Below are 24,939 nucleotides of genomic sequence, written 5' to 3' on the forward strand. Positions count from 1 at the left end.
TATCAATGAACTACTTTAAAAGAAAAAAGAATTGGATCTTTGATATGGATGGAACCTTAACCATTGCAAACCATGACTTTGAAGCCATTAAACGCGAGTTAGATATTCCTCTAGATATAGACATACTTACTTCCTTGTCAAAATTAACAAAGGAAGAAGCAGAGAGAAAACACACCCAATTAAACAAAATCGAATTAAAAATTGCAAAAACTTCACTGCCATCTCCAGGTAGTTTTGAATTGTTGCAAAAAATCAAAACTGAAAAAAATCAAATAGGAATCCTAACAAGAAATAGTTTTGCAAACTCTATTGAAACATTGAAAGTTACTAACTTAATGGAATATTTCCATCCAGATTTTATCTTTTGCCGGGAACGAGCTCTACCCAAACCAAACCCGGAAGGAATTTTTAGACTTATGGATCTATGGAAAGCAAATCCCACCGATACCGTAATGATCGGTGATTATGTTTATGATTTAGATGCCGGGAAAGCTGCGGGCGTGGATACCATTTACATTGATCCCACTGGATCATTTCCATTCAAAGAATCCGCAACTCATTGCGTCAAAGAATTAGGCGAAATCCTAAACCTATAAAATCAGGATACATATTGTACGTTTTTCCATAAACTTGTAGCGCAATTTACGAAATCCAGTGAATGAATCCAAAATTTTATGACACTAGAGGAACTTTCATATATTCGAATGTTTGAAATAAAATAACCAACCAAGGAGAATTAAAAAGAAATCCACTTTTGTGAATAAAATATTTCTTCTGATTGTTAAATCAGGTAGATGCGCTCATTCTATTTTTCTATTGTTTTCTTTGTTCTATTACAGACAATTTCGTGTAACCCTCAGTCCGCCAAAACTGAATTATCACCAGCACTTCTACTTTTTGGCTCCTTAGGCAACGATCAGACATCAGCTCTTGAAGATAAATTCCAATCCATCCAAGTAACTACCTTTTATAGAAAAGATGGAATTTTTCAATTTCAAGACATACTAATCGAATACAAATTAAAAAACCCAAAAGAAAACACGGAAACCGTAGAGGCTTTTTTGGGGAATCCTAATGAAATTTCATATAATTCACAAACTAACAGAATTTCCGGACAAATCACCCAAAAGGAAGATTTATTCCAAACAAATTCAATTGTGTTTTCTTATTCAGATTTTACAAAGAGATTCAAAGTTTTTATAACTCTAAAAAAAGATGGCAAAATCATTTCATTAAAGGATCTAACAACCACACCACCTAATCCACCAAACTTACCTCCGAATTCCATAACTCTACCTCAAATCAGTTATGAAAACAGCAGGTCAATAATTGGTGGCACTGAATACCAAGTCATTCGCGTAAAGTTCGAAGCCGGATCCGATCTTTCCACCTTTACTAGATTAAATGCTTATATAGGAAGACCAAATATCATCTCGATGGCCGCTGATAATTTTAATGTAGTTAATTATATTTCTGCGGCTTCCTATAATGATTCATTAAATTACTTTTTATTCCTAACTCCCGAACTAAATGCCTCTTATACAATCTTTGTTGTAGGCTCAAATGATACTGCAAAAGGAAATCGAAGTTTAAATACAGTTCCACCACCACCGCCGCCTTCTCCTTGTGCAGGAAGTGTCAATGCCCCTACCACGATAGGAAATTGTGCGACTCATTGTTTGGTAGTTGATTTAGTTGGGAACCAAATGCAATTTACCGCAAAAGCTACCATTGGAACAACAACTGAAGAATATCTATCGCTAGATACAGCAAGCACAACACCAAGTGGAGGAACTGGACCTACTACTTTAGCTTGGAAGGAATTATTTTCTCCCATTGCCGCAGGAGAGTATCAAACAGATTTGCGGACTTTTGATGTAACTACTTATAACCATTCATGTGTGGTCTTGTCGTCTTACCTTGTATTGGATGGTCTAGATGGATTTAGAGATAATTACATATCAGGGAAAATCAATGTCCCATAACTTAAATATTTTTTATTAATCCGAAACTTAAATTTGGATCGGATTTTGATTGAAAGTGGGAAATCGAATTTCAAAAACAGTGCCATTCTTTTTTTCGATTAACATGGTTCCACGTAATTGTTTGACTAAGTTCTTAACAAGAGTCAGTCCAATACCTTTTCCATCAAAAAGTATTTCTTCCATTCCAAGTCCATTGTCTTTAACAACAAAAATAAATTCGTTCTGCCTTTGAGTCAAATTCACTTCAATCCGACCGTGATTTCGATTCAGAAAAGCATGACGAAAGGAATTAGAGACAAGTTCATTTAAAATTAGCCCCATCGGAATCGCCCGATCCAAATCCATCTCCAATCCTTCTTCAATACTTTCAGTCAATTCAATGTTGTTTTTATCAGTCACATACATAACTTTGAGATTAGTCAGAATAGAGTTAAAAATTAAATTTAGATCCACATACAATAAATTCGGTGATCCATAGATAATTTTATGAACCGAAGCAATCGCCATAATTCGATTTTGAACCAAACCCAATGAGGTAGTTAATTTCAAATCATTTTCCGACTCCGCTTGCATTGCCAAAAGACCGGAAATAATTTGTAAGTTGTTATTCACACGGTGATGAATTTCGGTAAGTAATTTTGATTTTAATTGTAGATCGAATTTAATTTGCCTTTCATGTTCTATCCTTTTGGTTTGTTCTTTTTTTACCGAATGGACATACAAAAAAATCAATAAAAACATAACATAAAGATCTTTAAAAAAACCTTCATAATCATCAAAATAATCAATCCCATAACCATGTTCAAATAAATTAGAAATACTAATATAACAAGGAATGATTGCGAGAATTAAAACAAATATACCTTCACCGCGATAGTTTGGCCGACGAACCAAAGTTTTGAAAATTATATAAATTGCGATTCCGTAAACGATCAATGATAAAAAATTAAGAACGACTATCAGATTCATACTAATGTAACGATTCCAAAATTTCTTTTTTTAAACTGATCAAAAACAGAAGGGAGGAAATGAAAAAAAAGGAATGTTCTAAAATATTAAAAAAATCAGGAAAAAAATAACCTTCGACTACAGTAAAAATATTACTGAGCCAAATGCAGAAAAAACCTAAAATCAAAAAATGAAATTTGGGGATAAGTCCCGTCCAAAACAAACGCAAAGTAATGAGCAAACCTACGCTATCAAAAATAAGATTTAATACTTCACTTATTTGATACATATTTCACCAAACCAATCCAATTCATCGATTTCCTAGAGGACAAAGTATAACAGGGTTTTGTTTATGGTAAAGTGATAATTTAGAAAAAAAAGGAACATAAAGTCCGCTAAAAACCTTTTCAAATTCATCTGCTATAAATAAATTCTGATTGATTGGGATTTTAAATCTTACATACAAAAACAAAATGAAAAACTTTCCCTACCTGTCTTTTTCTGCCAAAATTGAAATAATAGGAATCAACCCTTTTGTTTTTTTACCTACTTCCATTTTACAAAAATTAATGTTACAAGCTGGTACAAGTAAGGGCAAAATTAGAGTTTACTTAAAAATCGAAGGTTTCGAATTTACTCAAACGCTCGTTAAATACAGTGGGCACTGGAGGTTGTATTTAAACACACCCATGCGATTAAAAGCAAAAAAAGAAGTTGGGGATAAGGCAAATTTTGAAATTAAGTTTAACCCAGAAGAAAAAATACATCCTGAATCTCCCGAGCTAAAAAATGCTTTAATTCTAAATAAAAAAGCAAAAGTCAAATTCGAAAGTTTAAGCCCTTCTCTTCAAAATGAAATAATGAGATACATTTCTGGACTCAAATCAGAAAAAACCAAGGAAGAAAATGTAGATCGTGCCATTCAATACTTACTAGGCAAAGGAAAATTTTTAGGTAGAGAAACAAAATAATCTCCACCGAAACATTAAAAAACTTTTTTATAGCAAATCGATTGGATTTGTTTTAGCTAACCGCAAAACGTCTGTTAAAAACTTCCTATGACTAATGATTGATTCTTGTTTGGCTTCACGAGCAGGATTAAAGATCCCACGTTTACGAAATACCTTCCATGGGTCTAACTGGATGTCCGACCAAGTCCCAATCTCCAAAGTCAATGGTAAAAATCTGGATCCATTGGAACCAGTTTCTACTTTTACTTTTTGGTATTTATTGTACAATCTATCCCAAAGATCACCATGTGTTGTGTAAGTTTCACTCTGTGGCCCAAATCGATATAAAATATGATTAAATTTTGTTGTTAGATGATTTGCAATTTTCTGAAACAAAGTTTCATCAACACATTGTTCATGAGTTCCTGCATACGGCCACCAAACATGATCGACAACACCAAAACCAGAATGTATATCAACCACCGGAATCATCGCGTTTTCAGCAGGAACAAAATATTCATTATAAAAACGATCTAATACTTTAGATTCTGCTTGTAGAACGTTCCCTCTGTAATAAGGAAACACATTTGATATCTTATGGCCTCCAAAAAAGAAAGGGGCTTTTACTGCCTCCACACCAGAGTTTCTCATTAAATCAACCCCACCGGGATTGGATCGACGTTTGAGAGCAACTCCACCGGGATTTAAAATAGGAATACAAACAATGCCAAGTTCCCCATCCTTAATCTCTCTATACAATTCAGAAGTTTTTCGAGAAAGAAGATCATCCAAAAAATCCAATAAAACTCGAATCCCGATGGTTTCTAATCCATGAACTCCTGCCACAAGACCAGCAAGATTTCTTTTGATTGCTTTTTCTTTTCCAATTTCTAATACATAGATCGGGAAACGAAAACCTTCTTTAGTTTTTGTGGAAAATCCGAACTGTTTAAACCGAACCAGTTTGCCACCTAACTTTACAATTTTTAAAATTCTGTTTTCGTATCGATTGAGACGTTTCATTCCTCTGAGCATTAATGATTAACCTAAAAACCTTTGTTGTTTCACTAAAACGACGGAACCAAAACGAAGAGGCACCGACAGATCTCAATATCTCAAATAGATTGGATTTGGAGAAATTCTATTTAATCAGTTTATATTACAATTTGATTACGAAAAACCAAGTCAGGATTAAGGTAAAAACATAATTACTAACGAATGACCAATAAACCAAATAGAAATTTGTGAATTTCATTTACGTATGAATTAGATTCCTTTTCAGTTTAAACAATGAAACAATCTCTACCAAAAGCCAAACTCCAAAAATTTAAAGAGGAATCCATAACAACCAATGGGATCAAAATCAATTTGGGAATTTGGCCGGGGAACAAACAAACGATTGTTTGTCTACATGGTCTATCGGGAAATTTGTATTCCATGAAATCTTTAGCCGAACGTTTGAATCGTTTGGGATACAAGGTGATTTCCTATGACTTACGTGGTCGAGGAAAGTCAGATAAACCAATTTCTGGATATGGATTTCAAAATCACATCCAAGATCTAAAGGGGATTCTCACTCACTACAAAATCAAAAATCCAATTTTTTTTGCTCATTCTTTTGGTTGTATGATTGCCCTACGTTATGCGATTCTTTATCCAGAATCAGTTCAAGGAATGATACTTATGGATGGAGGAGGACTTCTAACATTACCCAAAAGAATCCAAGTTCTAAAAGTATTAAAACAATCCTTCGAAAGATTAGATGTTACCTTTTCAACGGTATCCGAATATCTAAAATTAATTCAAAACTCTCCACTCATTCCAAAATGGTCCAAAGAAATAGAAGAGTACTTTCGCTTTGAACTGATGAAAACAAAAGATGGTTTTGTTTGTCATATGCCTGGATACGTCATGGAAGAAGAATTAAAAGAAATGGGTGGATCCATGCATTTTAAAAATATACTAAAAAATTTGATTTTTAACCCTAAAAACGTTCTTACAAAAATGAAAGAAAACAGATCTTTGGCCTTTGAAACAATACAAGTCCCTACTCTCATCCTTCGCGCCACAGAAATGAATTTATTTCCAAACGATGATTTATTACCAAAAACTTCCTTTGAATTTATGTTAAAACAAATCTCCAATTCCCGTGGCAAAGAAATCAAAACAAACCACTATGGGATCCTTTTTGATAAAATCAAAGAAAGAGATACCGTTATTGAAGAATTTTTGGCTGGACTTAAAAAAACAAAAATATAACACTAATTAATTTACTTTTCAGGTGAATATTTCATTTACAATAAACTAACAATGCATATATTTTGGAATGAATGAATGTTAGGCTCCTATTTTTACTCTATTTTTGTTGGATGATCCCGTTATTTCCACAGGTAAAACGCCAAGAAATCAAAGAAGAAAAACCAGAAATAACAGATGATCTTTATAAACTAACATTAAAGAAGCCAGATGGCCCCAAATTTTTAACCATCTATCCTGGCTTACAAATCACCACAAACAACATTACAATGAAAACACCATACGGTAGTACGGCCTCTATGACAAATGATACGTCTATTGGTAGGAATCTCCGTTTTTTCTTCGATCTAAAATCACCAGAATGGCAAACAGGAAAATATGTAGGGTTCTTTTTGTTCAATCGGAACGGTAAGTTTCAATTAACAAGTCAGGTAATCAAACGAAATGAATTTGCTGCTGCTCAGGAAGGTGAAGAACAAAATAGCACTTACACTGCAAGTATCGGTACAGAAGTAAGTGGCTCTTACTCAATGGTTTTACCAGTCATGTATTTTGGTGAAAAAGGATCTGACCACTTCCGAATTGGACTTGGGTATGGAATATCTCAAGTTAATATAAAAGGTACTAGCGACTTCAATAATGGGCAATCACTCCAGAACAATACTTTAATTTACTTATATGGAGGTTCAACCTTAGAGAGTAGAGTCGATACAATAGGAAGGTATTCTTTGTTAAGCACAGGAAACATCGATAGAGATCCATATCGAGCCTATCTTTTAAGTAATTTATCAACAGGCAAAAATCTCGAAATCCTTGGTCTCTATTCGGCTCTACAAGGAGAGATGACACCTAAATCATTTGATCCTTTGGTTTTATATATGTTTAATTCATTAACCAATGGCCAATTGAATCCAATAGAACTTTATGCTTTAAGTACATTATTAAAAGGAAGAGTGAATACAGCTTCTAAGTATGCCCAAACGTATTATTTCTTCTGGGAAGTTCCGTTTGGTCCAATCAACTGGAGAGTTGGTGTAGGCATAATCGATTACAAACAAAATCACTTTGATGTTCAACTACGAAACTTTGAAACAGCGTTATATGTTCCAATCGACCTTTAAAATAACCAACATCAATAAATCATAACGACATTTAAAAAAGAGGGAATTTCCGCGCAGCAAAATTCCCGCCCTATCAATCCTCAAGGATGGCCTTTTCCCTTACACTTTCCACCCTTCACTGTAGAATCCCAATAACAATCAGGGTTTTTCAAACATTTAGTGCTGTCTGGTTTTTTTGTGCAAAGTTTATGAACGTTATCTTCCACCTTATCAGGGTTTAATGCTGGTTCATTTTCAGCCGTTTCGACTTTTCCTTGCATTTGACAAGCGAGATCATTTTCTTCACATTCTTCCGCAAATATTGGAGAAAAAGAAAAAAGGAAAACCACTAGTAACTCTAGAATGAATGATCGATTCATACCTGCTCCTTAAACTTCTAAATTTGATAGAGGGTAAGTGTATCAAATACCACAAACAATAGGCAATAATTTTTTTACCTTCTTTTAAACAATGATACAAATCTAACTTGGTTCCCTTGGAGACCAAAGATATACATTCGCATTGACTAATTTTCGTACAATTCCTAAGTTATGTTGAGATATGAAAGAAACGGAATCAGAACGTTGTTCCTGGTGTTTGAAATTTGACCAATACATAAAGTATCATGATGAAGAATGGGGAGTGCCCGTCCATGAGGATCAAATTCATTTTGAGTTTTTAATTCTTGAAGGTGCACAAGCAGGACTCAGTTGGTCTACCATCTTAAAAAAACGTGAAGGTTACAGAAAGGTGTTCGCAAACTTTGATCCAATAAAAGTAGCAAAGTTCACCGATAAAAAATTAGAAAAAATCCTCTTAGATCCATCAATCGTTCGTAACCGATTGAAAGTATATGCTGCAGTAAATAATGCAAAACGGTTTTTAGAAATTCAAAAAGAATTCGGCTCCTTTGACAAATACATTTGGAGTTTTGTAAATCACAAACCAATTCAAAATCGGAGAAAAAGTTTAAAAGAGGTTCCTGCTACAACCAAAGAATCAGATCTTTTGAGTAAAGATTTAATCAAACGTGGTTTTAAGTTTGTCGGTAGTACGGTAATTTATGCGCATATGCAAGCATGTGGCCTTGTCAATGACCACATTGAAAGTTGTTTTCGATATAAAGAAATACTTTCTATCTCTTAAGCACTCCATAAAAAATAACATTCACAACTTCAGCTTGAAACTCATGTATATTCAAAGGAATTGTGATTGAATTTTTGTTGCTAAGTATCATCTCAATAGACGAAAGAAAAAGATGTACGGCAACTTCGGGCATATATCCCTCTCGAAGTTCACCTTTCATTTTTGCCATTTGGAAAATTTTTCCAATAGACTCAGGAATTTCTTTTTCTCTCCTTTTTTTAAATCGCTCTAATTGTTGAGGAAACATTTCCGATACTTCTCTAATAAACAAATCATTCATTACATAAGGAGATTCTTCTATTAACGATTGATGGAGTTTCGAAAACTTCTGTACCGCTGTTAAAGATTCGTCATTCGCTATTTGTTGAATGACTTTTTGAATCTCATTTTGTCTATACTCCATAAAAAATTCCATAAGGTCTTGTTTATTAGAGTAGTATTTATACAATGTTTTGCGGCTGATTTTCAAAGAACTTGCTATTTCTTCCATTTTTGTTTTGGAATATCCATACTTTGAAAATAATTCTTCAGCTTTTTCTAATATTCTAACTTGAACAGGATCCAAATCAAAACCCTCACTTCTTTTTTTTGTTCATAGAATCAATAAAACGAGTAATATATTGATACACAGCAGGAATCACATACAACGTCAAAATTGTGGAAGAGATTAAACCTCCAATCACTGTTACACCCATACTGGTTCTTTGTTTGGATGCTTCATTGAGACCAATGGCCACAGGCAACATCCCCGCAATGAGAGCAATTGATGTCATCAAAATAGGTCTAAGCCTCGCCCTACCCGCTTCTATTAATGCAGTCCGTGTATCCACTCCAGTATTTCGTAAGTCTTTAGCAAAATCAATGAGAAGAATCGAATTTTTGGTGGCCAAACCAAAAAGTAAAATCATTCCAATGTTGGCAAAGATATCCATTGATTTTCCTGTGAGAAATAAACCCCAAAAAGCTCCCGTCATCGCTAAAGGAATTACCACAAGTATCGAAATGGGAATGATAAAACTTTCGTATAAGGAAGCAAGGACTAGATAAATAAACACAACTCCTAATCCCAAAGCAATGGCCATGTTCTTTCCCGTAGATTCTAAATTTTCCGTTTGCCCACTATACGATACTTTTAGTCCATCTGGCATCGGTAACTCTTCTTTTAGAATTCTTTGTAGTTCTGCCATTGTATATCCTGAACCTCGACCATTGGGATTGGTATCAGCAGAAATTTCCACGGAACGATTTCTATTTTGTCTTTGGATGGTTGCAGGCCCCGTTGTGGAAATCCCAGCACTCACAAAAGACAATGGAACCATATAACCATTGATATTTGGAACAACCACTTGGTGGAAGTTCTTTTCAATATTCCTTTGGTCTTCTAACATACGAACACGAATATCATATTCAAGATTATTCTCTCTGAATACTGCTTGTGTGTCACCTTCTACAATGATCCTTAGTTCTTTACCCAAAGATTGTGGATTCACCCCTAATTTTACAATTTGTTCTCCTTTGGGAACAATTTTGAATTCCGGAGCACCTTCCCGCAAACTAATGTCTGGATCTGTTAGGTCAGGCATTAGTTTTATTTTTTCAAAAACTAATTTACTATACGATTCTACTTTTTCTGCATCATTTCCAGTGATGACAAATGAAAAAGATCTTTGTCCGCCACCAATCGCATCATAGTTTTTTACGATCGGTTTCGCATAAGAATAAGGTATGAGTTCTTTTCTTATGTATTCTTTAAATTGTGGTGTATTTAATTTTCTCTGTTTTGATGAGACCAACTCCACATAAATATCAATTTTGTTTTGTTTTACATATCCCGCAGTCAAAAATACTTCTTTTTTAGATCGAAGAAGTTCACTCACCTTTTTGTTTAACTCTTTTGTTGCTTCCACACTGGCACCAGGAGGTAACTCGAAGGTAACAGTAAACTGACCCAAATCTTGTGTGGGAATAAACTCAGATTTTAATGTTTTAGAGATAAATATACTACTTATAAAAATCAAAACAGCTACAGACAATACAAATAACGGACGTTTGGTTGATACTACTAAAGTTTTAACATAAAGATTAGTCAGTTTATCCTGAAATTTATCAAAAGTCCGAAGTGGAACTGAGAGAATTTTTTCTATTCGGCCTGGTTCTTTTGGATTATGTTCTCCGCCGAAGTAGGCAGACATCATCGGTGCAATGGTTAAGGCATCGTATAAGGAAATCAACAATGCAAAACATACAGTAAGTCCGAAGGGGCATAAAATTTGTCCAATCACTCCATCGATAAAAGCGATGGGACCAAATACAGCAAGGATGGCAAATGTAGTGGCAAGTACGGCAAGAGTCACTTCTTTTGTGCCATCCAAAGCAGCTTGTTTGCTATCCTTACCCATTTCTTTATGTCTATGTATGTTTTCTCTGACAACAATGGCATCATCAATGAGCAGTCCTACCGCAAGAGACATCGCGAGTAATGTCATTTGATTGATGGTAAACCCCGCTAGTTTCATCAAAATGAAGGAACCAAGTAAAGATGTAGGAAGGGCAAGCCCTGTGATAAGTGTGGATCTGACACTCCCTAAAAAAAACAAAACAACAATAATGGTCAGAACAATTCCAATATAAATAGATTCCTCAACGTCCCAAACATTGTCTTTTACTACTTTAGAAGAGTCGTTATAATAATCAAAAGTTACATTTGGAAACTCTTTCTGCAGATCAGTAACTTTCTTTTTTACTGCCTCAGCCACCTGAACAGAGTTAGCTCCTGATTGTTTATACACTAACAAAAATAGTGCCGGTTTTCCATTCCAATATGCTAAGGATGTCACTTCTTCAGAAGCTTCAACCACTCGGCCTACATCTGATAATTGAATGGGAATTTCGTTATTCATAAAACTAATAGGAACATTTCGGATTTCATCAAAACTTCGATATTCATTAATAGTTCGAAAAGACAAATCAGATTGTTCACCACGGATTTTTCCGGCAGGTATGTTCGCACCACCAGCGGCAATTTTTTGTGAAACTTGTGAAGCCGATAAATTTCTTGATTTCAATCGGTTCCGATCAAGTTCCACCCAAATTTCTTTTTTTCGACCTCCCACAATATCCACAGAACCAACATTTGAAATAGAGATTAATCTTTGTTTTATAGTCTCTGATGCAAAATCATAAAACTCATTATCTGCTAACTCCGATTGTAAGGAAATACTAATGATTGGTTGGTCAGCTGGATCCAAACGTTTAATAACCGGTTCTTCTAGTTCCGCCGGAAGTTTTTTCTTGGCAAAAGCCACCTTATCTCTAATTTGTTGTTCCGCATAACTAATCACAGTTTCAGAAGTAAATTCAGCCACAATCACAGCAGAACCTTCATTACAAATAGATCTTAATTTTTTTAATCCAGAAATGGTTGAAAGTTCATCTTCAATTGGTTTGGCAACCAAAGTCTCGATTTCATTCGGTGCTGCACCTGGGTATGTGACATTGATCGAAATTGTAGGAATACTCATGTCTGGAAAGTTTTCAACGCCGAGTTTACCAAAACTTACAATCCCAACGACTACGATAAGGATGACCGTACAGGCAATAAATACAGGTCTTTGAATGGATAATTTTGCTAAATTCATTGGTTTTCCTCTGTGTTCAGTAAAGATAATTGTTCGGGATCTAAAGAGTATTTTTCAAAGAAAGTTCCTTTAGAAATTTCGTATTGGACAATTGCTATATTGTAGGTGATTAAAGATTGTGAGTGATTGGACTGAGATCTTACATAAGCATCCATTGCATTTTTTAATACTAGAGATGTCCCTCTTCCATTACGAAAGGCAGACAAGGCCTTATAATAAAAAAGTTTACTTTCCTGTTTGTTTTTCTTTGCTTCTAAAAAAAGTTCATAACTCACTGTTAAATTTTCTCGTTTCGATAATAGGTCGGCCCTTACTTTGTTTTGAGTTTCCGTCCATTCCAACTGAGCTTGTCTTTTTTCAGATTCAGCTTTTTTGTATTCTGCTTCCGCAATTTCATTTCCTAAGGGATATTCTAATTTGAACTCTGCAGTATTTTGGTTAAACCTTCCGCCAAGGATTCCATAAAAATCTTGAGGAAACTGTTGGTCGTAATTTTTAAAATTATAAGTTCCACCGACAGAAAACTTCGGCAACAAACCATTGTCTGCCGCCTTTAAATTGTCTTCAGAATTCTTTAATTGTAATAAAGAAGCACGCACATCATATCGTTTCTCAAGAGCGCTTAAAACTTCTTCTTCATAATTGGAAGTCACCTCCAACTTTTCTTCATTCAAAATTGGCAAAAAAGAAAAGTTTCCATCAGGTTCTTTACCTAAAGATGTCAGCAGATCTCTTCTGTTTCTATTTCTTTCTAACTCAGAATTTTTAACGGCACTGGTTGCAGAAAGTACGATAGAATTCCATTGATGAATATCACCGGTGGTATCAAATCCGAAGTTTGCTTTTTTGGAATAGATATCACGAATTAACTTTGCATTTCCAAGTAAAGAAGTATTGGTTTCAAGAACCTCTTCCGCCAAACTCAAGTTCCAAAATTCAATTAACGAGTTTACCAAACTTTTCGATAATGAATCAAGTGTATTTAATCGTTGGATCGATGATGATCGTCTAGCACTCGCTAATTTCAATCTATCTTGATACCCAAAAAAGTTTTTTAATAGATCCTGGCTAATATTGATTCCGACGGTTGCAAAATGATAGGATGGTTGTGCAAAACTAGAGAACCCACTTGAACTTTGTGTTTTACCAGCATTGGTTTCAAATCTGTTGTCAATGACAGCAATCCCAAGTGAAGTTCCCGTATTAAACTTTTTATTGATCCCCGCCTGTAAGCTATTATCTGTAATCCTTGTTCCTTGGATGGCATATTGCGGGAGGTTAAAGTTTGTGGTGTTTTTGGCCGTTCCCTTTGCCTCAGCCGTCCAGGCGTAAGCCCCATTTGCCTTTTCCCACTCGTAATTCGTGGTTTTTAGCTGCAACTTCAATGTTTGTAGGCTGACCTGGTTATCCCAAGCCATCTTCAGGATGTCATCCATTCGTAAGGATGTGGTGGGAGCGGGTTCCTTCGCAGAAATTGGCATGATAAAGCCAAAAAGGAGGAAGGCCATTGCCATCCGCCAATGGGTGGGAGTGAAAATCTTCATTTCGTTCATTTGCTTTGGAAACATTTTTTGTATCCTTTGTATCTACAGGAAACAAATTTTGACTTCTTTGTTTCCTGGCAAGCAAAAAACGAATTTTTAATGAATGGGCCCAAATGCTAGGATTACTACGGAAAATAAAGGGAAAATGTAGGGAGAATTATGAATTTGGGAATTCTTACTTTCTTTTGGAACTTCAGATTCCCCGCTTGCAGGAAAATTTTAGAGAAAATGAAAGAGCTGTCCTTAAGCACTTTTTTCGGAATTACTCTGTAAGGTCGGACTTTAACCCGTTTAAGAATGGTATCCATCAACGAATTTGCAAAATTTCAAATAAAATAATATAAAGTTTTAGCAATATTCTTTTTACCCTATTTTTGTTTACCGTTAGGTTGTAAATGAGGAAGTGTTCATACTGCAACTTTGTTAGTTGCTACATAAAGAAAACTCAAAAAGGAAACCTAATGGTAAAAAAAATAGAACTGCTTGTATTGATGATATTTATAATTAGTTTAACTCTAAACTGTCCTAAAGAATCTAAAAAAGATGATTCCGCTGCATTGTTGATCCTACTAGCGGCAAACTCAAGTGGAACAGGTTGTAATGTTACAATTAGTGGTTCATCCGATAATTTTGCACTCACACATGCCACATCTGTAGTTCAAACCATTAATAGAACAGAATCATCTTCCGGTGCCTTATGGGTAGTCAGCGCTAAAGGATTATCGGCAAACTCAAAAGTTGTTTTTACTGATGATCCAGGTTCAGTGAATGTTTACAAACAATCAGATTGTCCGATTGTCTTTGGACAAAATAGTGCTTTCCAAGGTATAAACTATCAGCTTGTAACAAATTCTTCAACGCAAACCTATACAATCATTACTCCAGGAGATTATTTATTTATTGGAGTTTCATCAACAGGGAAAATACCGAAAGTTCAGATCCAATAACCAATCCGTTTTGTGTCAGCTAGGATGGTTCGACCTAGTTGACACATTGTTTCACTAGGTTTATTTTTTTTCCGCAGCTACAACAGCTTTGATCATCTTCCATTCACCTTCTTCAAAGTAGAAGGTATACATAGATTGGAATTTCATAACCTTACTTTCCAAATCCGCTTTCACAAAACCGAACTTGTCCAAAAAATCAATAGAATGGATATTCACCGCCCTTTCCACTCCTCCGATTTTTCCATCCTTTAACGACTCAATGTACTTAATTTTATTGGAACTGAAAATGAGATCACTCCCTTTGATATATACACTATCTGAATACTCAGTATGAAACTTTTTTTCTACTGCCGAGGTATTACCCTCATCAATGTTTTTCATTAACATAAGAAATTCTTCTTTTAAAGAATCCTCATTCATTTCAGCCTTTATTTGATTTGTGATCATAGTTTCCTCCTTTAATCACGAAAGTTTTAAGATTTAATCATTCATAAAAAACTCTATTTGTTGCTATAGCAACAAATAGTAAAAAAAATTAATCTATCGATTCTTCATAAATTTGATCAATAATTCGTTTGAAAGTTTTAAAATCTTGTGTTGATAATTTTTTAAACATTCGTTTTCGTTCCTCCGTCACAACAGAAGCCATCAAATGATAGATCTCAGAACCTTTTTTGGTTGGATACACTTGATTTTTTCTACGATCTTCTGGATCGGCTTGGATTTTGATCCAACCCTTTTCTTCCATATTGCGAAGGGCTCTTGCCATGGAAGGCCTATCATCAAAATCTCGCCCCAAATCCGACTGGCTACATCCAGGTTGTTTCATCAAACGAACTAGAACAAACCACTGTTCGGGAAAGAGATCAAGCCCATTTGCTGCTGCCAAACGCATAAACTGACGTCGCAAAGAGCGCACCGTCCGATAAATCAGATAAGCATAGGAGTTTTCTAAATCAAATGAATCCGACATATTGTTGCTATAGCAACATTATTTCTCTATTAAATCCTGTCAATACGAATCGGATCTAATCGAATTTGGAGAAAATGCCCCGGAATTTCCGGGACATCGAAGAAGATTAAAAGATTAAATCAAACCACCAAAAGAATAAAAGATCAGCAAATCCGTAGAAAATTTCTCTTCCTTCTTTCTTCAAAACAAATTCCGGTTTTTGTATGTCAGGAAACTTCTCTAATAATAATTTCTGTGCTTCTTTTGCTTCCGGATTTTCGTAAGCAAAAATCCTTTGAAATGCCGTTCTGTTCGAAGTTTGGATTTTGTGATGTAAAATATCTAAATCAATATCTTTTTTTAAAACTTCCTTCAACATTTCCAAAGATAATTTTCTTACTCGTTCCTCTTTAGAATTCAAATTATAGAACCCAATCATAGGAGCTTGCACTCGGTTACAACAATTCAAATTCAGTTTTTTTTCCATATACGATCTAAACAAATCGATAGAATCAAAATAAGCAGGATAGTAACTTATGATTTCGGCAGCCAACGATTCATTCGAATAATCTAACTTACTATTTAAAGAAGACACAAACTCAATAACTTGTTTGGCTTTTCCTTTTTCTTCGATTCCTCGTGCTGATGAATCATTAGAAAACAAACCTTTTTTCCAAGCGATAGTCATGATTGTATAGTTCCTATATGTTTTCGCGTTTATGTTTGCACCTTTTGAAATTAAATACTTCGCAACTTCAATATGTCCATAATCGATTGCAAGATGTAACGGAGTTTGATAACCTTCCTTTTTCCCAAATGTATAAAAAGTTCCCGACTCGGCATTCACATCGGCGCCTTTTTCGATTAGTTTCTTAACCAAGTCCAAATGTCCATACTCAGAAGCATAATGCAAAGGAGTTAATCCAAATTTGCCTTCTTTATCCCACTCAGGTGAATTGTTTTCAATCGACTCAGCCGCTTGAGTAACTTCGCCCGCCTTAATATTTTTAATCAAAACTGTATCACTTGAACAATTAACCAAAAACAACAAAACAAATGAAATGGAAATAGTTAGCTTCATATACACCTTTTATTAACTCCTTTTTACAAATGTAACTAAAACCACATTTAACATGCGTTTTTTCAATGTCTTTTTAATTTCAAATTCAGAACCAATAGATTTACAACAACACCGAACCGATAACAATCTTCTTGACGAAAAAGACATCCTAAATATAGTCTAAAGTTTTTGCCTAAAATATATTGGAGTATTGAATATGAATACTAAAAATAAAATCTATATGACTCATTTTGATTATCATCGACTAAAAACAATGGTTCTTGATTATAAAAAGAGAAATATAACAAACAACAATCTAAAAGATCTGTTGGGAGAAATGGAAAGAGCTCAAAAAGTGGACTCTCATTCAATTCCACCTAACTACGTCACTATGAATTCTGTGATTGAACTTAAAAATCTAGAAGAACTAGAGTTTCAAGAATTTCGATTGGTATTTCCAGAAGATGCAAATACCGAAGAAAACAAAATTTCCGTACTCGCACCCATCGGAACTGCTGTTTTAGGTTATAAAACTGGAGATGTCATCCATTGGAAAGTCCCTGGCGGAGAAAACCAGTTCCAAATTACCAAAATCAAATACCAACCAGAAGCCAACGGAGACTTCCATCTTTAAGTGAAGTTACAAAAATAACTCTAGTTAGTTTGGCGTTCCCAATCAAATCTAAGATATAACTCTAATAGATCAATGGGCCGGGCTCCTTCGGGGTCCGCTCACGCTCCCGTCTGCCTTATCGGCAGACCAAGCCCTTCAGATCCCTAACGTTTGTCATACTTCATTTAAAACCGTTTTACACTGATTGGATATTGATGTCTCATGTTGAAATAAACATTTTAAAATACGGCCACCGCCAGGAATGATCCAACGGCAATATTCACTTACATCTTCTTTACAAAAACCTTGTGACTTAGTTTTCATTGTATCCGAAAGTGTACTTTGGGCATTTTCACACGCGTCTGATAAATTTTTCCCACGTTCCTTTAAACATTGTAAAATTCGAGCCTTTGTTTGTTTTACTCCCTGACAGTAAGTAACGATCTCAGGTTGGCAAACTTCATAAATGGTTTTTGCCTCTGCAAACAAACCAAACTGAAAACAAAAAATAAGAATCAGTGACAAACGTTTCATATACAAATGAATCCTTTATATCTAGAATGATTTTCTATAGTTTCTACAATTTTCATTTTCGTATCCGTAAATTGACAAAACAAGTCCATTATTTTGAATCAATTGTAGTTTTTATTGATCAAAAATGTTACCATTACCGAATTCCTCACTCCAAAATATTACTTTTGCAGAATCTTCCCTATCTCTGGTACAAAGAGAACAATAGCGATGACGGCAGGTGGAGGAAATGGCCAAATTTCAAGATTTGATTGAGTAATGACTGTTTTATGACACCATTTTTGGTGTAACGGTGCGCGGAAGTAATAGCAGGATACGGAAGCAAAACTGGCCACAATATTTTTCTAAACTTTAAACTTAATTCGGTGTCCTCAAATATTGCTTCAATACTTAAATCCGACTTCCACAACCTGCGATCAAAAAAAACACAATGATCAAGATAAACAATTCCTTTCCACTTCAAACGAATGAAGTTGGAATACCATGAGATAAAACGCAAAAGAAAGTGGTTCTTGTCAAATTGATGGAAACATCCACCCCAAACCATTTCCCTACTCGAATCACAACTTAACTTGATTAGGTGATCAATTGCTTCTTTCGGAAGCCCAGTTCTTGGGTGATGAAACAGCACCACCTCACCTGTAGATCGATGAAAACCAATATTCAATCTTTCAGCCCTTGTAAATGCTTCTTTGGTGGATATTAAAATGATTTCAACTTGGGGATGTTTCCAATACACTTGGAGAGAATCCTGAAATAATGAATTTTCTCCGTTGTCTGTGGGGATGACGATACTTAACATCGAAACGATCCTTCTGGATTTAAGGTAAAAAAATCCAGAAGGTTGAATAGCATATTTTTTTAATACTCTGGATTCTCTAAAACCATTGCAATGCCTTGTCCACCACCAATACAAAGGGAAGCCACCCCATATCTCAATTTTTTTCTCCGCAGCGCATAAGCGAGTGTCAGTATCACACGTGTTCCGCTTGCTCCAAGTGGATGCCCGATAGCAATGGCTCCTCCATTTACATTTGTTTTTTCTGGATCTAAATTCAACTCTTGGATTACCGCTAGTGTTTGCGCTGCATAAGCTTCATTGATTTCATAGAGATCCACTTCTTCTATACGAAGCCCCGCATTTTGTAATGCCTTGGGGATGGCAAATACGGGTCCAAGGCCCATCATTTTTGGGTCGCAACCAACATTCGCATATCCTAATATTTTAGCGAGTGGCCGAATGTTTTTGGAACGAGACCATTCTTCAGAGCTTATCAATAAAGATGCCGCTCCATCATTGATCCCTGATGAATTTCCAGCTGTGACAGTTCCTTCTTTAGAAAAAGCAGTGGGAAGTTTTTGTAAACTTTCAACACAAGATAACCCTCGGATCTGCTCATCTCTTTGAATGAGTGAAACATTTTTTCCTTTGCTCGGGATTGGAATCATTTCATCAGAAAAAATTCCATCCTCACTTGCCTTTTCGGCTCTGACTTGTGAGATAACAGCCCATTCATCTTGTTTAGACCTAGAAATTTTGAAATGGTTTGCAATGTTTTCTGCTGTCAAACCCATCGTCAGATCTACATAACAATCAGTAAGACTTTGAGCCAAACGATCTTCCACAGGAGTATCACCATATTTATTCCCCCATCGAAGATTTTTCATAACAAAAGGGGCATTACTCATAGATTCTGTTCCCCCAACAAGGATTAGGTTGTTTTCTCCTGAAAGAATTTTACGGGAACCGATGACTACACTTTCCATTCCCGATCCGCACAAACGATTCACGGTAAGCCCACTGGAACTTTCTTTAAGACCTGACTTTAGTCCAATATGCCTTGCTAAGTAAGCAGAATCTTTATTATCTTGAATTACATTCCCGTAAATCGATTCTTCAATTTCTTCCGGATCCAAACCCGTTTTACGAATTGTTTCTTTTGCGGTAATAACTCCGAGCTCAGAAGAACTGTAATCTTTCAGCCCTCCACCAAATTTTCCAAAGGGAGTTCTCACTCCTTCCAAAATGACTACCATACTTAACTCCTTTTTTATAGTGTATATACACTATATACTCATAATTTTCAAAAATCTATACAATCATTCTTCTAACTTTCTTCTGTTGGATCTATTTCTAAGACTGGGAGGTTTCTTAATTCGGCAAGAATTTTTAAAGTTTGTTTGAATTCTGATTTTCCGAGATTATCTGTAATTGTTTTTTGAGTTTGTTTCCAAAGTTCAACTGCTTTTGTTAGCGACAACTCACCTTTTTTTGTCAGTGAAATGTTACGTACATTGCCTATTTCTTTTTTTTCAATTTTGATCAAACCATCTCGATTCAAAATATCCAAACTTCTCTGTAGAGTTGTCCTATCAATATCCGTAAGACGTGCTAAATCGGTAATACTGGGTTCCGTTTCATATGCAATAGCAGCCAAAAGAGTAAACTGTGTGATTCGAAGACCAGAAGGTCTTAATGCTGAATCGTAATAATTAGTAATTAACCTGCTTGTGCGACGAAGGCTTAAATTTAGACAGGACGATCCAATATGTTTTAAGTCTTCTTGAGAAAATCTCATTGTGGCCTACTTAATTCCAAAATATAGTGTATATACATCATATTGTCAACCAGCTTTTAGAATTTCTGTCAAATCGTAAACAAACGGGGCAACTTGGGTATTGTTAGGGTTTGACACCATAGTTTTTATAAACTTTTCTTTCGAACCATCCACTCTGCTACCAAAAAGTTAATGAGCCAACCCGCTCCCATCATCAAATCTCTGGGAATTCCAGAAGGATCTCCTCCAACAAAAATAAACCAAGGTAAATGTGTAAATACTTGAGTTCCTGCACCCATACCTATGGCATAACCTCGAATCATCCAATGGCTATGACGAACGACATTTTTTTGTCGAATTGACCTGTATCCCCAAATGATACAAAAGGCCATCCAAATTCCAACCACCAAACGAATGCTAAATAACCAATCTCCATCAGTCGGAACTTTTGGATACATGATGGTTAACCACAATCCTGACAAAGCAGAGAAAAGCCCCAAACCCACAAGAACCTTACCTGTTCTACGGTGCCAAACTATATGTTTCTTACGAAAACCTGGTGCAAATTGAAAGGCACCCAATATACTAAAAACAATAACAGCAACAATATGAACGAATACCGGAATGGGATCATTGAAAAACCGCTGATTCTCTACAGTATAGTTTGCACCAGTAACTAGTTGGAGCAGACGAATGGCTCCGGCAATACTAGGAACCAAACTTAAAAACAGAAGGGAGCCGATGATCCAATAATCTTTTTTAGTATATTTTGGCATAAGGAAATCTGGTTTATCAAAGAGTTACAATCGAGTTAAGGCAAGAAAAAAAATATAAATGAGTTTGCAATTTCCCTCGAATATTCATATGGTCGATTCAATTCTCATAAATGTCACAATTCAAATACCTAACAATTGTTTTCTGTTTTTTTAACGTCCTCACCTGCAGGTCAACTAATCATTATATTTTAAATCGAGGGATAGATTTATCTGACTCTTTTACTTTGGGAGTAGAAACAAATCATTATGGTGCTGGAGTTTGGATTTGGTGTTTGGGTGGAGGCATTCATATCAACCAAAACGCAAAAGGAATTGGGATGCGTAACGGACAACTTGGTTTATACAAAGCAGGTGGTGTTGACGATATCGGCATTTTGGGTGGCCAAACAAACAGATCCTTTACAAACCAAATGGGAAATTCATTTTTAATGATCAACTCAAACCAACATAGACCTATTTATCCTGATTCAAAAAGAAACCGTCAGAAATCTTATGATGCATCCAACGTGTTGATGTTAGTATTTTTTTCGGATAAAAAAAATAGTTCCGGTAAAAAACACTGCAACCAACCAGTAAGTGTCGAAGTATCCTTAGGTTTATTTCTTGGAGTTCGAGCCGGCTTTAATTTTAGTGAATTTGCAGACTTCTTATTAGGATTTACTACTTATGATTTTATGGAAGACGATGTAACAATCGAATAAATAATACCAATATTTATTTCTAACTGACTAAAAAGGAAAAAAGAAAAAATCATTTCTTCATCGTTTGCGATTTTACCTCTTCCAAAATCTCTTGGTAAACACTCATACCTAAGTTGTATTCAATATCAGATTTTCCTTTTCCTGTAATAAATTCTGCAAAAGTCCAATCATAACGGTTGGGATCTTTTCCTGAATCAAACCAATCTTTAAAGATAACGTTGTTTCCTTCTAAAATCACCTCCACCAAATGATAGGGTTCCGAATTTTTCCAATACCTTCTTTCTGTCATCACCAAGCCAAACCTTTACTATAGATTCATATCAATAAAAATTTCTTTCATCTTTTTCTGTAAAAAACAAGAAATATAGATACATCATTGACAAGGTGTTTATGATTCTATAAATACTAGGATCTTATGAAAAAGAAAACCTTACTCATTGTAGTTGCCGTTATGACATTTCTTTTTGCAACCATTACTTATTTATTTTCGCCTAGTGATGACAGTTCATTTTCAAAAGTAATTTCACGAGACGGAACCACAATTGCTTATGATAAAATTGGATCCGGTCCACCCCTCATTTTTGTTACTGGTGCCATTTGTCACAGAAAGTTCCAACCAATCATTGATGATGCCAATACTCTAAGTCAAAATTTTACCGTTTATAACTACGATAGACGCGGGCGTGGTGATAGCGGAGATAAAGAAATTTATTCAGTCCAATCAGAAGTAGAAGACATCGAAGCACTGATAAATTCTGCAGGTGGTTCTGCATATATTTATGGTCATTCTTCAGGTGCGGTATTGGCTTTGGAAACGGCTTTGGCCTTACCTAACAAAGTTAAAAAAGTTTTTATTTACGACCCACCTTACGTTTCTAACGAAAAAGAACGGAACGAATACCAACTTACAAAAGAAAAAATCAAATTTCTACTGAGCGATAAAAAATATTCAGACGCCATTGATGAATTTCTTGTTTCCATTGGTATGCCAAAAATATTTACATACGTTTTACCATTAACACCAGGTTGGAAACGAACCGTTCAACTTGCACCCACCCTTCTTTATGATATCACTCTCACTGAAAATTTGCCTCCCATTGAAAGACTATCAAAGATAAAAACACCAGTTTGTATTGCTTATGGTGAAGAGAGTCCGGAAGAAATTAAAAGAGTGACGAATATCCTTGCAAAGAACATACAAAATTCTGAATTACAGACAATATTAAAACAAGATCATTCAGTAGATACAAAGATCCTTCTACCGAAGATGATTCAATTTTTTAATGAATGAAAATCAAAAAAATAAAAACATCGAATTAGAATTACCTTGCAATTTTCGTCTCAATAAAAACCAATCACTTCCATAAGAAGGTTAATTTCGAATGATCATATTTCAATGCCCTACCGCTGTGACAGAATACTTAGAAGATAAAAAGATCGTTGTTCTCACGCAAAATGGAAAAAATACAGGGGCGAATTTAAAAGATAGTTTGAACAAAGGTGTGGAAGCACTCATTCAAAACAAAGCAGTTAAGTGGTTGTCCGACAATCGTAATATGGGCACTCATACAGCAGAAGATGTAGAATGGTTGAACAACGACTGGACTCCTCGGGCCATCAAAGCCGGTTGGAAAAAATGGGCTCTCATCCAACCTCAATCAGCATTGTCAGCAATGTCCGAAAAGAACTTAGTAGATTTTTTTGCTACAAATGGAATCGAAGTCAAAATTTTTGAATCACCTGAAGAAGGGTACAAATGGTTGGATTCAGTTTAGATTCCATTCATGAAACATAGTAAAACAACTCAATACATAGTTTTATCGTTAACACTGCTCACTACACAACTCGGATCATTGACATACCAACTCTTTGGTATCTCTGATCCAAGTTGGATCATGGTTATTTTGTTGGTGGCTGGACTTGTTTTTTCTGTAGTAACAGTGATGTTTGCTTTATTGCAAATAAAGAAATATAAAAAACAATTTTTAATTATCAAAAAAACTATTTCAGCTGCCATCAACGGCAATTTACACGTTGAGCCTACTCTTAAATCGAACTTAAAAAAACGCAACGAAGTCGATGCGATTCTAATTTCTTTATTTGAATTATTACATATTTTTCAAGACATCATTTCACTTCTAAAAGATGCAACAATAGGTCTATCATCATCTGTTGATAATGCAAAGCTTGCAGATGATTCTTTTCATTCTAGTTTACATAGACAAAAAGATTATTCACAAAACTTAGAAGCAACGGTCCGCAAGATGACTGACAATATGACAAATATTGAAAATGCATCATCAAACAATTATTCAACTTTGATTCGTGTTTCCGAAAGTATTAAACTTTTGTCAGATCATATCAATGAATCAGAAGAGAACAGTAACCTCTCAAAAAAGTTAACCTTTGGCATTTCGGAAAAAATTCAAAAAGGGAATAAAGCGATGGAGGAAATGGCAACTGTCATTGAAAACATTGCAACGAGTTCTGGGAAAATAGAAGGTATGGTCATTGTGATCAAAGAAATCTCAGAACGTGTGAATTTACTGGCATTAAACGCTTCGATTGAAGCTGCACGTGCTGGAGAGTATGGAAGTGGATTTGCTGTTGTTGCACAAGAAGTGTCTAAACTAGCAACTCAGACCTCCAATAGTATCAAAGAAATTGATGCGAATGTAAAACGGAACAAAGAAGAAGTTACACTCAATCGTCAAAAAATCAACGAAACAAACCAATTATACAAAGAAATCATCAGCGAAGTAAAACAAATTTTCGAGAAAATAGATTTCATTTCTGAATCAGCAACAAACCAAATGCAAATCAAAGAAAAGTTATTATTTGATTCAGAACAACTTTCTCAGATGTTAGCAGAGATCAAACAAAACATAGGTGATCAAAACAATTCACAAAAATTGATTTCCGATGTTGCTCACGCAATGGACTCAAGTGTCAACGCAACATTTTCAGAGGGAGAAAATCTTTCTAAACTTTTAGAAAAAATAAAATCCACCAGTGATGATATTGGCGGAGTCATTTTATTATTTAAGTAAAAACATAAATAGAGAAAAGAAAAATAACATCTGTTTGTTTGATTACAACAGATAAAGTTTTCCCATTTAAACTCTATTACCGAACTTTGTTCGCATATCATGGATTCAAATTTATTGCATAGCTCTTGAAAATAAATTGACAATTTTGCCATTTTTAGTCAATAAATTAGTTCTTGTACTAAGA

Annotated in this window: 28 protein-coding genes; 12 read left to right on the top strand and 16 right to left on the bottom strand. The window is 35.1% G+C overall.

The window, feature by feature from the left end:
* Nucleotides 1–5 precede the first annotated feature (5 nt).
* Nucleotides 6–596, top strand: a complete 591-nt coding sequence (locus EHQ16_RS09265) for an HAD family hydrolase (protein ID WP_135631708.1) — start codon at nt 6–8, stop codon at nt 594–596.
* Between the two features lie 198 nt (nt 597–794).
* Nucleotides 795–1,985: a hypothetical protein gene (locus EHQ16_RS09270; RefSeq protein ID WP_135631709.1), complete on the top strand. Its 1,191-nt coding sequence runs from the start codon at nt 795–797 to the stop codon at nt 1,983–1,985.
* A 27-nt stretch (nt 1,986–2,012) separates the two neighbouring features.
* Here EHQ16_RS09270 and EHQ16_RS09275 read toward each other — a convergent pair whose 3' ends face one another.
* On the bottom strand, nt 2,013–2,954 hold the full coding sequence (locus EHQ16_RS09275; RefSeq protein ID WP_135631710.1) for a sensor histidine kinase: 942 nt from the start codon (nt 2,952–2,954) through the stop codon (nt 2,013–2,015).
* Nucleotide 2,955: 1 nt separating this feature from the next.
* A complete protein-coding gene (locus EHQ16_RS09280) occupies nt 2,956–3,222 on the bottom strand; it encodes a hypothetical protein (protein ID WP_135631711.1) in 267 nt (88 codons plus the stop codon).
* 184 nt (nt 3,223–3,406) lie between these two features.
* Between EHQ16_RS09280 and EHQ16_RS09285 the strand changes: the two genes are divergently transcribed.
* On the top strand, nt 3,407–3,904 hold the full coding sequence (locus tag EHQ16_RS09285; protein WP_135631712.1) for a YdeI/OmpD-associated family protein: 498 nt from the start codon (nt 3,407–3,409) through the stop codon (nt 3,902–3,904).
* 27 nt (nt 3,905–3,931) lie between these two features.
* Here the strand turns inward: EHQ16_RS09285 and EHQ16_RS09290 are convergent, their stop codons facing one another.
* Nucleotides 3,932–4,918, bottom strand: coding sequence for a M14 family zinc carboxypeptidase (locus EHQ16_RS09290; RefSeq protein WP_135631713.1), 987 nt, complete (start codon nt 4,916–4,918; stop codon nt 3,932–3,934).
* A gap of 255 nt (nt 4,919–5,173) precedes the next feature.
* Here EHQ16_RS09290 and EHQ16_RS09295 point away from each other — a divergent pair, with 255 nt between their 5' ends.
* Nucleotides 5,174–6,142: an alpha/beta hydrolase gene (locus tag EHQ16_RS09295; RefSeq protein ID WP_135631714.1), complete on the top strand. Its 969-nt coding sequence runs from the start codon at nt 5,174–5,176 to the stop codon at nt 6,140–6,142.
* Nucleotides 6,143–6,213: 71 nt separating this feature from the next.
* Nucleotides 6,214–7,260, top strand: a complete 1,047-nt coding sequence (locus tag EHQ16_RS09300) for a hypothetical protein (protein WP_244242018.1) — start codon at nt 6,214–6,216, stop codon at nt 7,258–7,260.
* An 80-nt stretch (nt 7,261–7,340) separates the two neighbouring features.
* Here the strand turns inward: EHQ16_RS09300 and EHQ16_RS09305 are convergent, their stop codons facing one another.
* On the bottom strand, nt 7,341–7,619 hold the full coding sequence (locus EHQ16_RS09305; protein WP_135631715.1) for a hypothetical protein: 279 nt from the start codon (nt 7,617–7,619) through the stop codon (nt 7,341–7,343).
* A gap of 181 nt (nt 7,620–7,800) precedes the next feature.
* Between EHQ16_RS09305 and EHQ16_RS09310 the strand changes: the two genes are divergently transcribed.
* On the top strand, nt 7,801–8,385 hold the full coding sequence (locus EHQ16_RS09310) for a DNA-3-methyladenine glycosylase I (protein ID WP_135631716.1): 585 nt from the start codon (nt 7,801–7,803) through the stop codon (nt 8,383–8,385).
* Here EHQ16_RS09310 and EHQ16_RS09315 read toward each other — a convergent pair.
* The 3 genes from EHQ16_RS09315 to EHQ16_RS09325 are packed head-to-tail and all read right to left on the bottom strand — an operon-like array spanning nt 8,375 to nt 13,591.
* Entirely contained in the window at nt 8,375–8,950 is a 576-nt protein-coding gene (locus tag EHQ16_RS09315; protein WP_135631717.1) for a TetR/AcrR family transcriptional regulator, read from the bottom strand. The genes EHQ16_RS09310 and EHQ16_RS09315 overlap by 11 nt on opposite strands.
* 10 nt (nt 8,951–8,960) lie before the next feature.
* Nucleotides 8,961–12,023 (bottom strand): efflux RND transporter permease subunit, encoded by a 3,063-nt coding sequence (locus EHQ16_RS09320; RefSeq protein ID WP_135631718.1) that lies wholly within the window; start codon nt 12,021–12,023, stop codon nt 8,961–8,963.
* Nucleotides 12,020–13,591, bottom strand: coding sequence for a TolC family protein (locus EHQ16_RS09325; protein ID WP_135631719.1), 1,572 nt, complete (start codon nt 13,589–13,591; stop codon nt 12,020–12,022). Before EHQ16_RS09325 ends, EHQ16_RS09320 begins: the two co-directional genes overlap by 4 nt.
* 437 nt (nt 13,592–14,028) lie before the next feature.
* On the opposite strand from EHQ16_RS09325, the gene EHQ16_RS09330 reads away from it, so the two are divergent.
* Nucleotides 14,029–14,514 (top strand): hypothetical protein, encoded by a 486-nt coding sequence (locus EHQ16_RS09330; RefSeq protein WP_135631720.1) that lies wholly within the window; start codon nt 14,029–14,031, stop codon nt 14,512–14,514.
* Between the two features lie 60 nt (nt 14,515–14,574).
* On the opposite strand, the gene EHQ16_RS09335 is transcribed toward EHQ16_RS09330, so the two are convergent.
* The 3 genes from EHQ16_RS09335 to EHQ16_RS09345 form a co-directional block, all read right to left on the bottom strand.
* Nucleotides 14,575–14,961, bottom strand: coding sequence for a nuclear transport factor 2 family protein (locus EHQ16_RS09335; protein ID WP_135631721.1), 387 nt, complete (start codon nt 14,959–14,961; stop codon nt 14,575–14,577).
* A gap of 88 nt (nt 14,962–15,049) precedes the next feature.
* Nucleotides 15,050–15,487: a MarR family winged helix-turn-helix transcriptional regulator gene (locus EHQ16_RS09340; RefSeq protein WP_135602734.1), complete on the bottom strand. Its 438-nt coding sequence runs from the start codon at nt 15,485–15,487 to the stop codon at nt 15,050–15,052.
* A 106-nt stretch (nt 15,488–15,593) separates the two neighbouring features.
* Nucleotides 15,594–16,547, bottom strand: coding sequence for an ankyrin repeat domain-containing protein (locus EHQ16_RS09345; protein WP_135631722.1), 954 nt, complete (start codon nt 16,545–16,547; stop codon nt 15,594–15,596).
* A gap of 196 nt (nt 16,548–16,743) precedes the next feature.
* Here EHQ16_RS09345 and rnk point away from each other — a divergent pair, with 196 nt between their 5' ends.
* A complete protein-coding gene (gene rnk, locus EHQ16_RS09350; RefSeq protein WP_135631723.1) occupies nt 16,744–17,160 on the top strand; it encodes a nucleoside diphosphate kinase regulator in 417 nt (138 codons plus the stop codon).
* A 153-nt stretch (nt 17,161–17,313) separates the two neighbouring features.
* On the opposite strand, the gene EHQ16_RS09355 is transcribed toward rnk, so the two are convergent.
* From EHQ16_RS09355 to EHQ16_RS09375, 5 genes are all read right to left on the bottom strand, one after another.
* Entirely contained in the window at nt 17,314–17,673 is a 360-nt protein-coding gene (locus EHQ16_RS09355) for a cysteine rich repeat-containing protein (protein ID WP_135631724.1), read from the bottom strand.
* Nucleotides 17,674–17,851: 178 nt separating this feature from the next.
* A complete protein-coding gene (locus tag EHQ16_RS09360) occupies nt 17,852–18,472 on the bottom strand; it encodes a glycosyltransferase family protein (RefSeq protein WP_135631725.1) in 621 nt (206 codons plus the stop codon).
* A gap of 59 nt (nt 18,473–18,531) precedes the next feature.
* Nucleotides 18,532–19,707, bottom strand: a complete 1,176-nt coding sequence (locus EHQ16_RS09365) for a thiolase family protein (RefSeq protein WP_135631726.1) — start codon at nt 19,705–19,707, stop codon at nt 18,532–18,534.
* 71 nt (nt 19,708–19,778) lie between these two features.
* Entirely contained in the window at nt 19,779–20,249 is a 471-nt protein-coding gene (locus EHQ16_RS09370) for a MarR family winged helix-turn-helix transcriptional regulator (protein ID WP_135631727.1), read from the bottom strand.
* Between the two features lie 125 nt (nt 20,250–20,374).
* The gene (locus EHQ16_RS09375) at nt 20,375–21,004 is read right to left on the bottom strand and encodes a DUF2306 domain-containing protein (protein ID WP_135631728.1); all 630 of its coding nucleotides are present in this window, start codon (nt 21,002–21,004) and stop codon (nt 20,375–20,377) included.
* 110 nt (nt 21,005–21,114) lie between these two features.
* Here EHQ16_RS09375 and EHQ16_RS09380 point away from each other — a divergent pair, with 110 nt between their 5' ends.
* Nucleotides 21,115–21,705, top strand: a complete 591-nt coding sequence (locus EHQ16_RS09380; protein WP_135631729.1) for a hypothetical protein — start codon at nt 21,115–21,117, stop codon at nt 21,703–21,705.
* Between the two features lie 49 nt (nt 21,706–21,754).
* Here EHQ16_RS09380 and EHQ16_RS09385 read toward each other — a convergent pair whose 3' ends face one another.
* A complete protein-coding gene (locus EHQ16_RS09385) occupies nt 21,755–21,994 on the bottom strand; it encodes a hypothetical protein (protein WP_135631730.1) in 240 nt (79 codons plus the stop codon).
* A gap of 126 nt (nt 21,995–22,120) precedes the next feature.
* Here EHQ16_RS09385 and EHQ16_RS09390 point away from each other — a divergent pair, with 126 nt between their 5' ends.
* The 3 genes from EHQ16_RS09390 (at nt 22,121) to EHQ16_RS09400 (ending at nt 24,755) form a co-directional block, all read left to right on the top strand.
* Nucleotides 22,121–22,996 (top strand): alpha/beta fold hydrolase, encoded by an 876-nt coding sequence (locus tag EHQ16_RS09390; RefSeq protein ID WP_208742274.1) that lies wholly within the window; start codon nt 22,121–22,123, stop codon nt 22,994–22,996.
* A 91-nt stretch (nt 22,997–23,087) separates the two neighbouring features.
* Nucleotides 23,088–23,480 (top strand): STAS/SEC14 domain-containing protein, encoded by a 393-nt coding sequence (locus EHQ16_RS09395; protein WP_135631731.1) that lies wholly within the window; start codon nt 23,088–23,090, stop codon nt 23,478–23,480.
* A 9-nt stretch (nt 23,481–23,489) separates the two neighbouring features.
* Nucleotides 23,490–24,755, top strand: a complete 1,266-nt coding sequence (locus EHQ16_RS09400) for a methyl-accepting chemotaxis protein (protein ID WP_135631732.1) — start codon at nt 23,490–23,492, stop codon at nt 24,753–24,755.
* The last annotated feature ends 184 nt before the right edge of the window (nt 24,756–24,939 follow it).

It is taken from the genome of Leptospira kanakyensis (assembly GCF_004769235.1).
GTDB classification, from domain to species: domain Bacteria; phylum Spirochaetota; class Leptospiria; order Leptospirales; family Leptospiraceae; genus Leptospira_A; species Leptospira_A kanakyensis.

Bases quoted from the DNA above. Each gene is read 5' to 3' on its own strand.
- EHQ16_RS09310 (WP_135631716.1), top strand. From the start codon at position 7,801: ATGAAAGAAACGGAATCAGAACGTTGTTCCTGGTGTTTGAAATTTGAC.
- EHQ16_RS09275 (WP_135631710.1), bottom strand. From the start codon at position 2,954: ATGAATCTGATAGTCGTTCTTAATTTTTTATCATTGATCGTTTACGGA.
- EHQ16_RS09300 (WP_244242018.1), top strand. From the start codon at position 6,214: ATGAATGTTAGGCTCCTATTTTTACTCTATTTTTGTTGGATGATCCCG.
- EHQ16_RS09365 (WP_135631726.1), bottom strand. From the start codon at position 19,707: ATGGTAGTCATTTTGGAAGGAGTGAGAACTCCCTTTGGAAAATTTGGT.
- EHQ16_RS09360 (WP_135631725.1), bottom strand. From the start codon at position 18,472: ATGTTAAGTATCGTCATCCCCACAGACAACGGAGAAAATTCATTATTT.
- EHQ16_RS09330 (WP_135631720.1), top strand. From the start codon at position 14,029: ATGGTAAAAAAAATAGAACTGCTTGTATTGATGATATTTATAATTAGT.
- EHQ16_RS09385 (WP_135631730.1), bottom strand. From the start codon at position 21,994: ATGACAGAAAGAAGGTATTGGAAAAATTCGGAACCCTATCATTTGGTG.
- EHQ16_RS09390 (WP_208742274.1), top strand. From the start codon at position 22,121: ATGAAAAAGAAAACCTTACTCATTGTAGTTGCCGTTATGACATTTCTT.
- EHQ16_RS09395 (WP_135631731.1), top strand. From the start codon at position 23,088: ATGATCATATTTCAATGCCCTACCGCTGTGACAGAATACTTAGAAGAT.
- EHQ16_RS09345 (WP_135631722.1), bottom strand. From the start codon at position 16,547: ATGAAGCTAACTATTTCCATTTCATTTGTTTTGTTGTTTTTGGTTAAT.
- EHQ16_RS09290 (WP_135631713.1), bottom strand. From the start codon at position 4,918: ATGCTCAGAGGAATGAAACGTCTCAATCGATACGAAAACAGAATTTTA.
- EHQ16_RS09295 (WP_135631714.1), top strand. From the start codon at position 5,174: ATGAAACAATCTCTACCAAAAGCCAAACTCCAAAAATTTAAAGAGGAA.
- EHQ16_RS09305 (WP_135631715.1), bottom strand. From the start codon at position 7,619: ATGAATCGATCATTCATTCTAGAGTTACTAGTGGTTTTCCTTTTTTCT.
- EHQ16_RS09280 (WP_135631711.1), bottom strand. From the start codon at position 3,222: ATGTATCAAATAAGTGAAGTATTAAATCTTATTTTTGATAGCGTAGGT.
- EHQ16_RS09355 (WP_135631724.1), bottom strand. From the start codon at position 17,673: ATGAAACGTTTGTCACTGATTCTTATTTTTTGTTTTCAGTTTGGTTTG.
- EHQ16_RS09325 (WP_135631719.1), bottom strand. From the start codon at position 13,591: ATGTTTCCAAAGCAAATGAACGAAATGAAGATTTTCACTCCCACCCAT.
- EHQ16_RS09375 (WP_135631728.1), bottom strand. From the start codon at position 21,004: ATGCCAAAATATACTAAAAAAGATTATTGGATCATCGGCTCCCTTCTG.
- EHQ16_RS09400 (WP_135631732.1), top strand. From the start codon at position 23,490: ATGAAACATAGTAAAACAACTCAATACATAGTTTTATCGTTAACACTG.
- rnk (WP_135631723.1), top strand. From the start codon at position 16,744: ATGAATACTAAAAATAAAATCTATATGACTCATTTTGATTATCATCGA.
- EHQ16_RS09285 (WP_135631712.1), top strand. From the start codon at position 3,407: ATGAAAAACTTTCCCTACCTGTCTTTTTCTGCCAAAATTGAAATAATA.
- EHQ16_RS09320 (WP_135631718.1), bottom strand. From the start codon at position 12,023: ATGAATTTAGCAAAATTATCCATTCAAAGACCTGTATTTATTGCCTGT.
- EHQ16_RS09380 (WP_135631729.1), top strand. From the start codon at position 21,115: ATGTCACAATTCAAATACCTAACAATTGTTTTCTGTTTTTTTAACGTC.
- EHQ16_RS09370 (WP_135631727.1), bottom strand. From the start codon at position 20,249: ATGAGATTTTCTCAAGAAGACTTAAAACATATTGGATCGTCCTGTCTA.
- EHQ16_RS09265 (WP_135631708.1), top strand. From the start codon at position 6: ATGAACTACTTTAAAAGAAAAAAGAATTGGATCTTTGATATGGATGGA.
- EHQ16_RS09335 (WP_135631721.1), bottom strand. From the start codon at position 14,961: ATGATCACAAATCAAATAAAGGCTGAAATGAATGAGGATTCTTTAAAA.
- EHQ16_RS09340 (WP_135602734.1), bottom strand. From the start codon at position 15,487: ATGTCGGATTCATTTGATTTAGAAAACTCCTATGCTTATCTGATTTAT.
- EHQ16_RS09270 (WP_135631709.1), top strand. From the start codon at position 795: ATGCGCTCATTCTATTTTTCTATTGTTTTCTTTGTTCTATTACAGACA.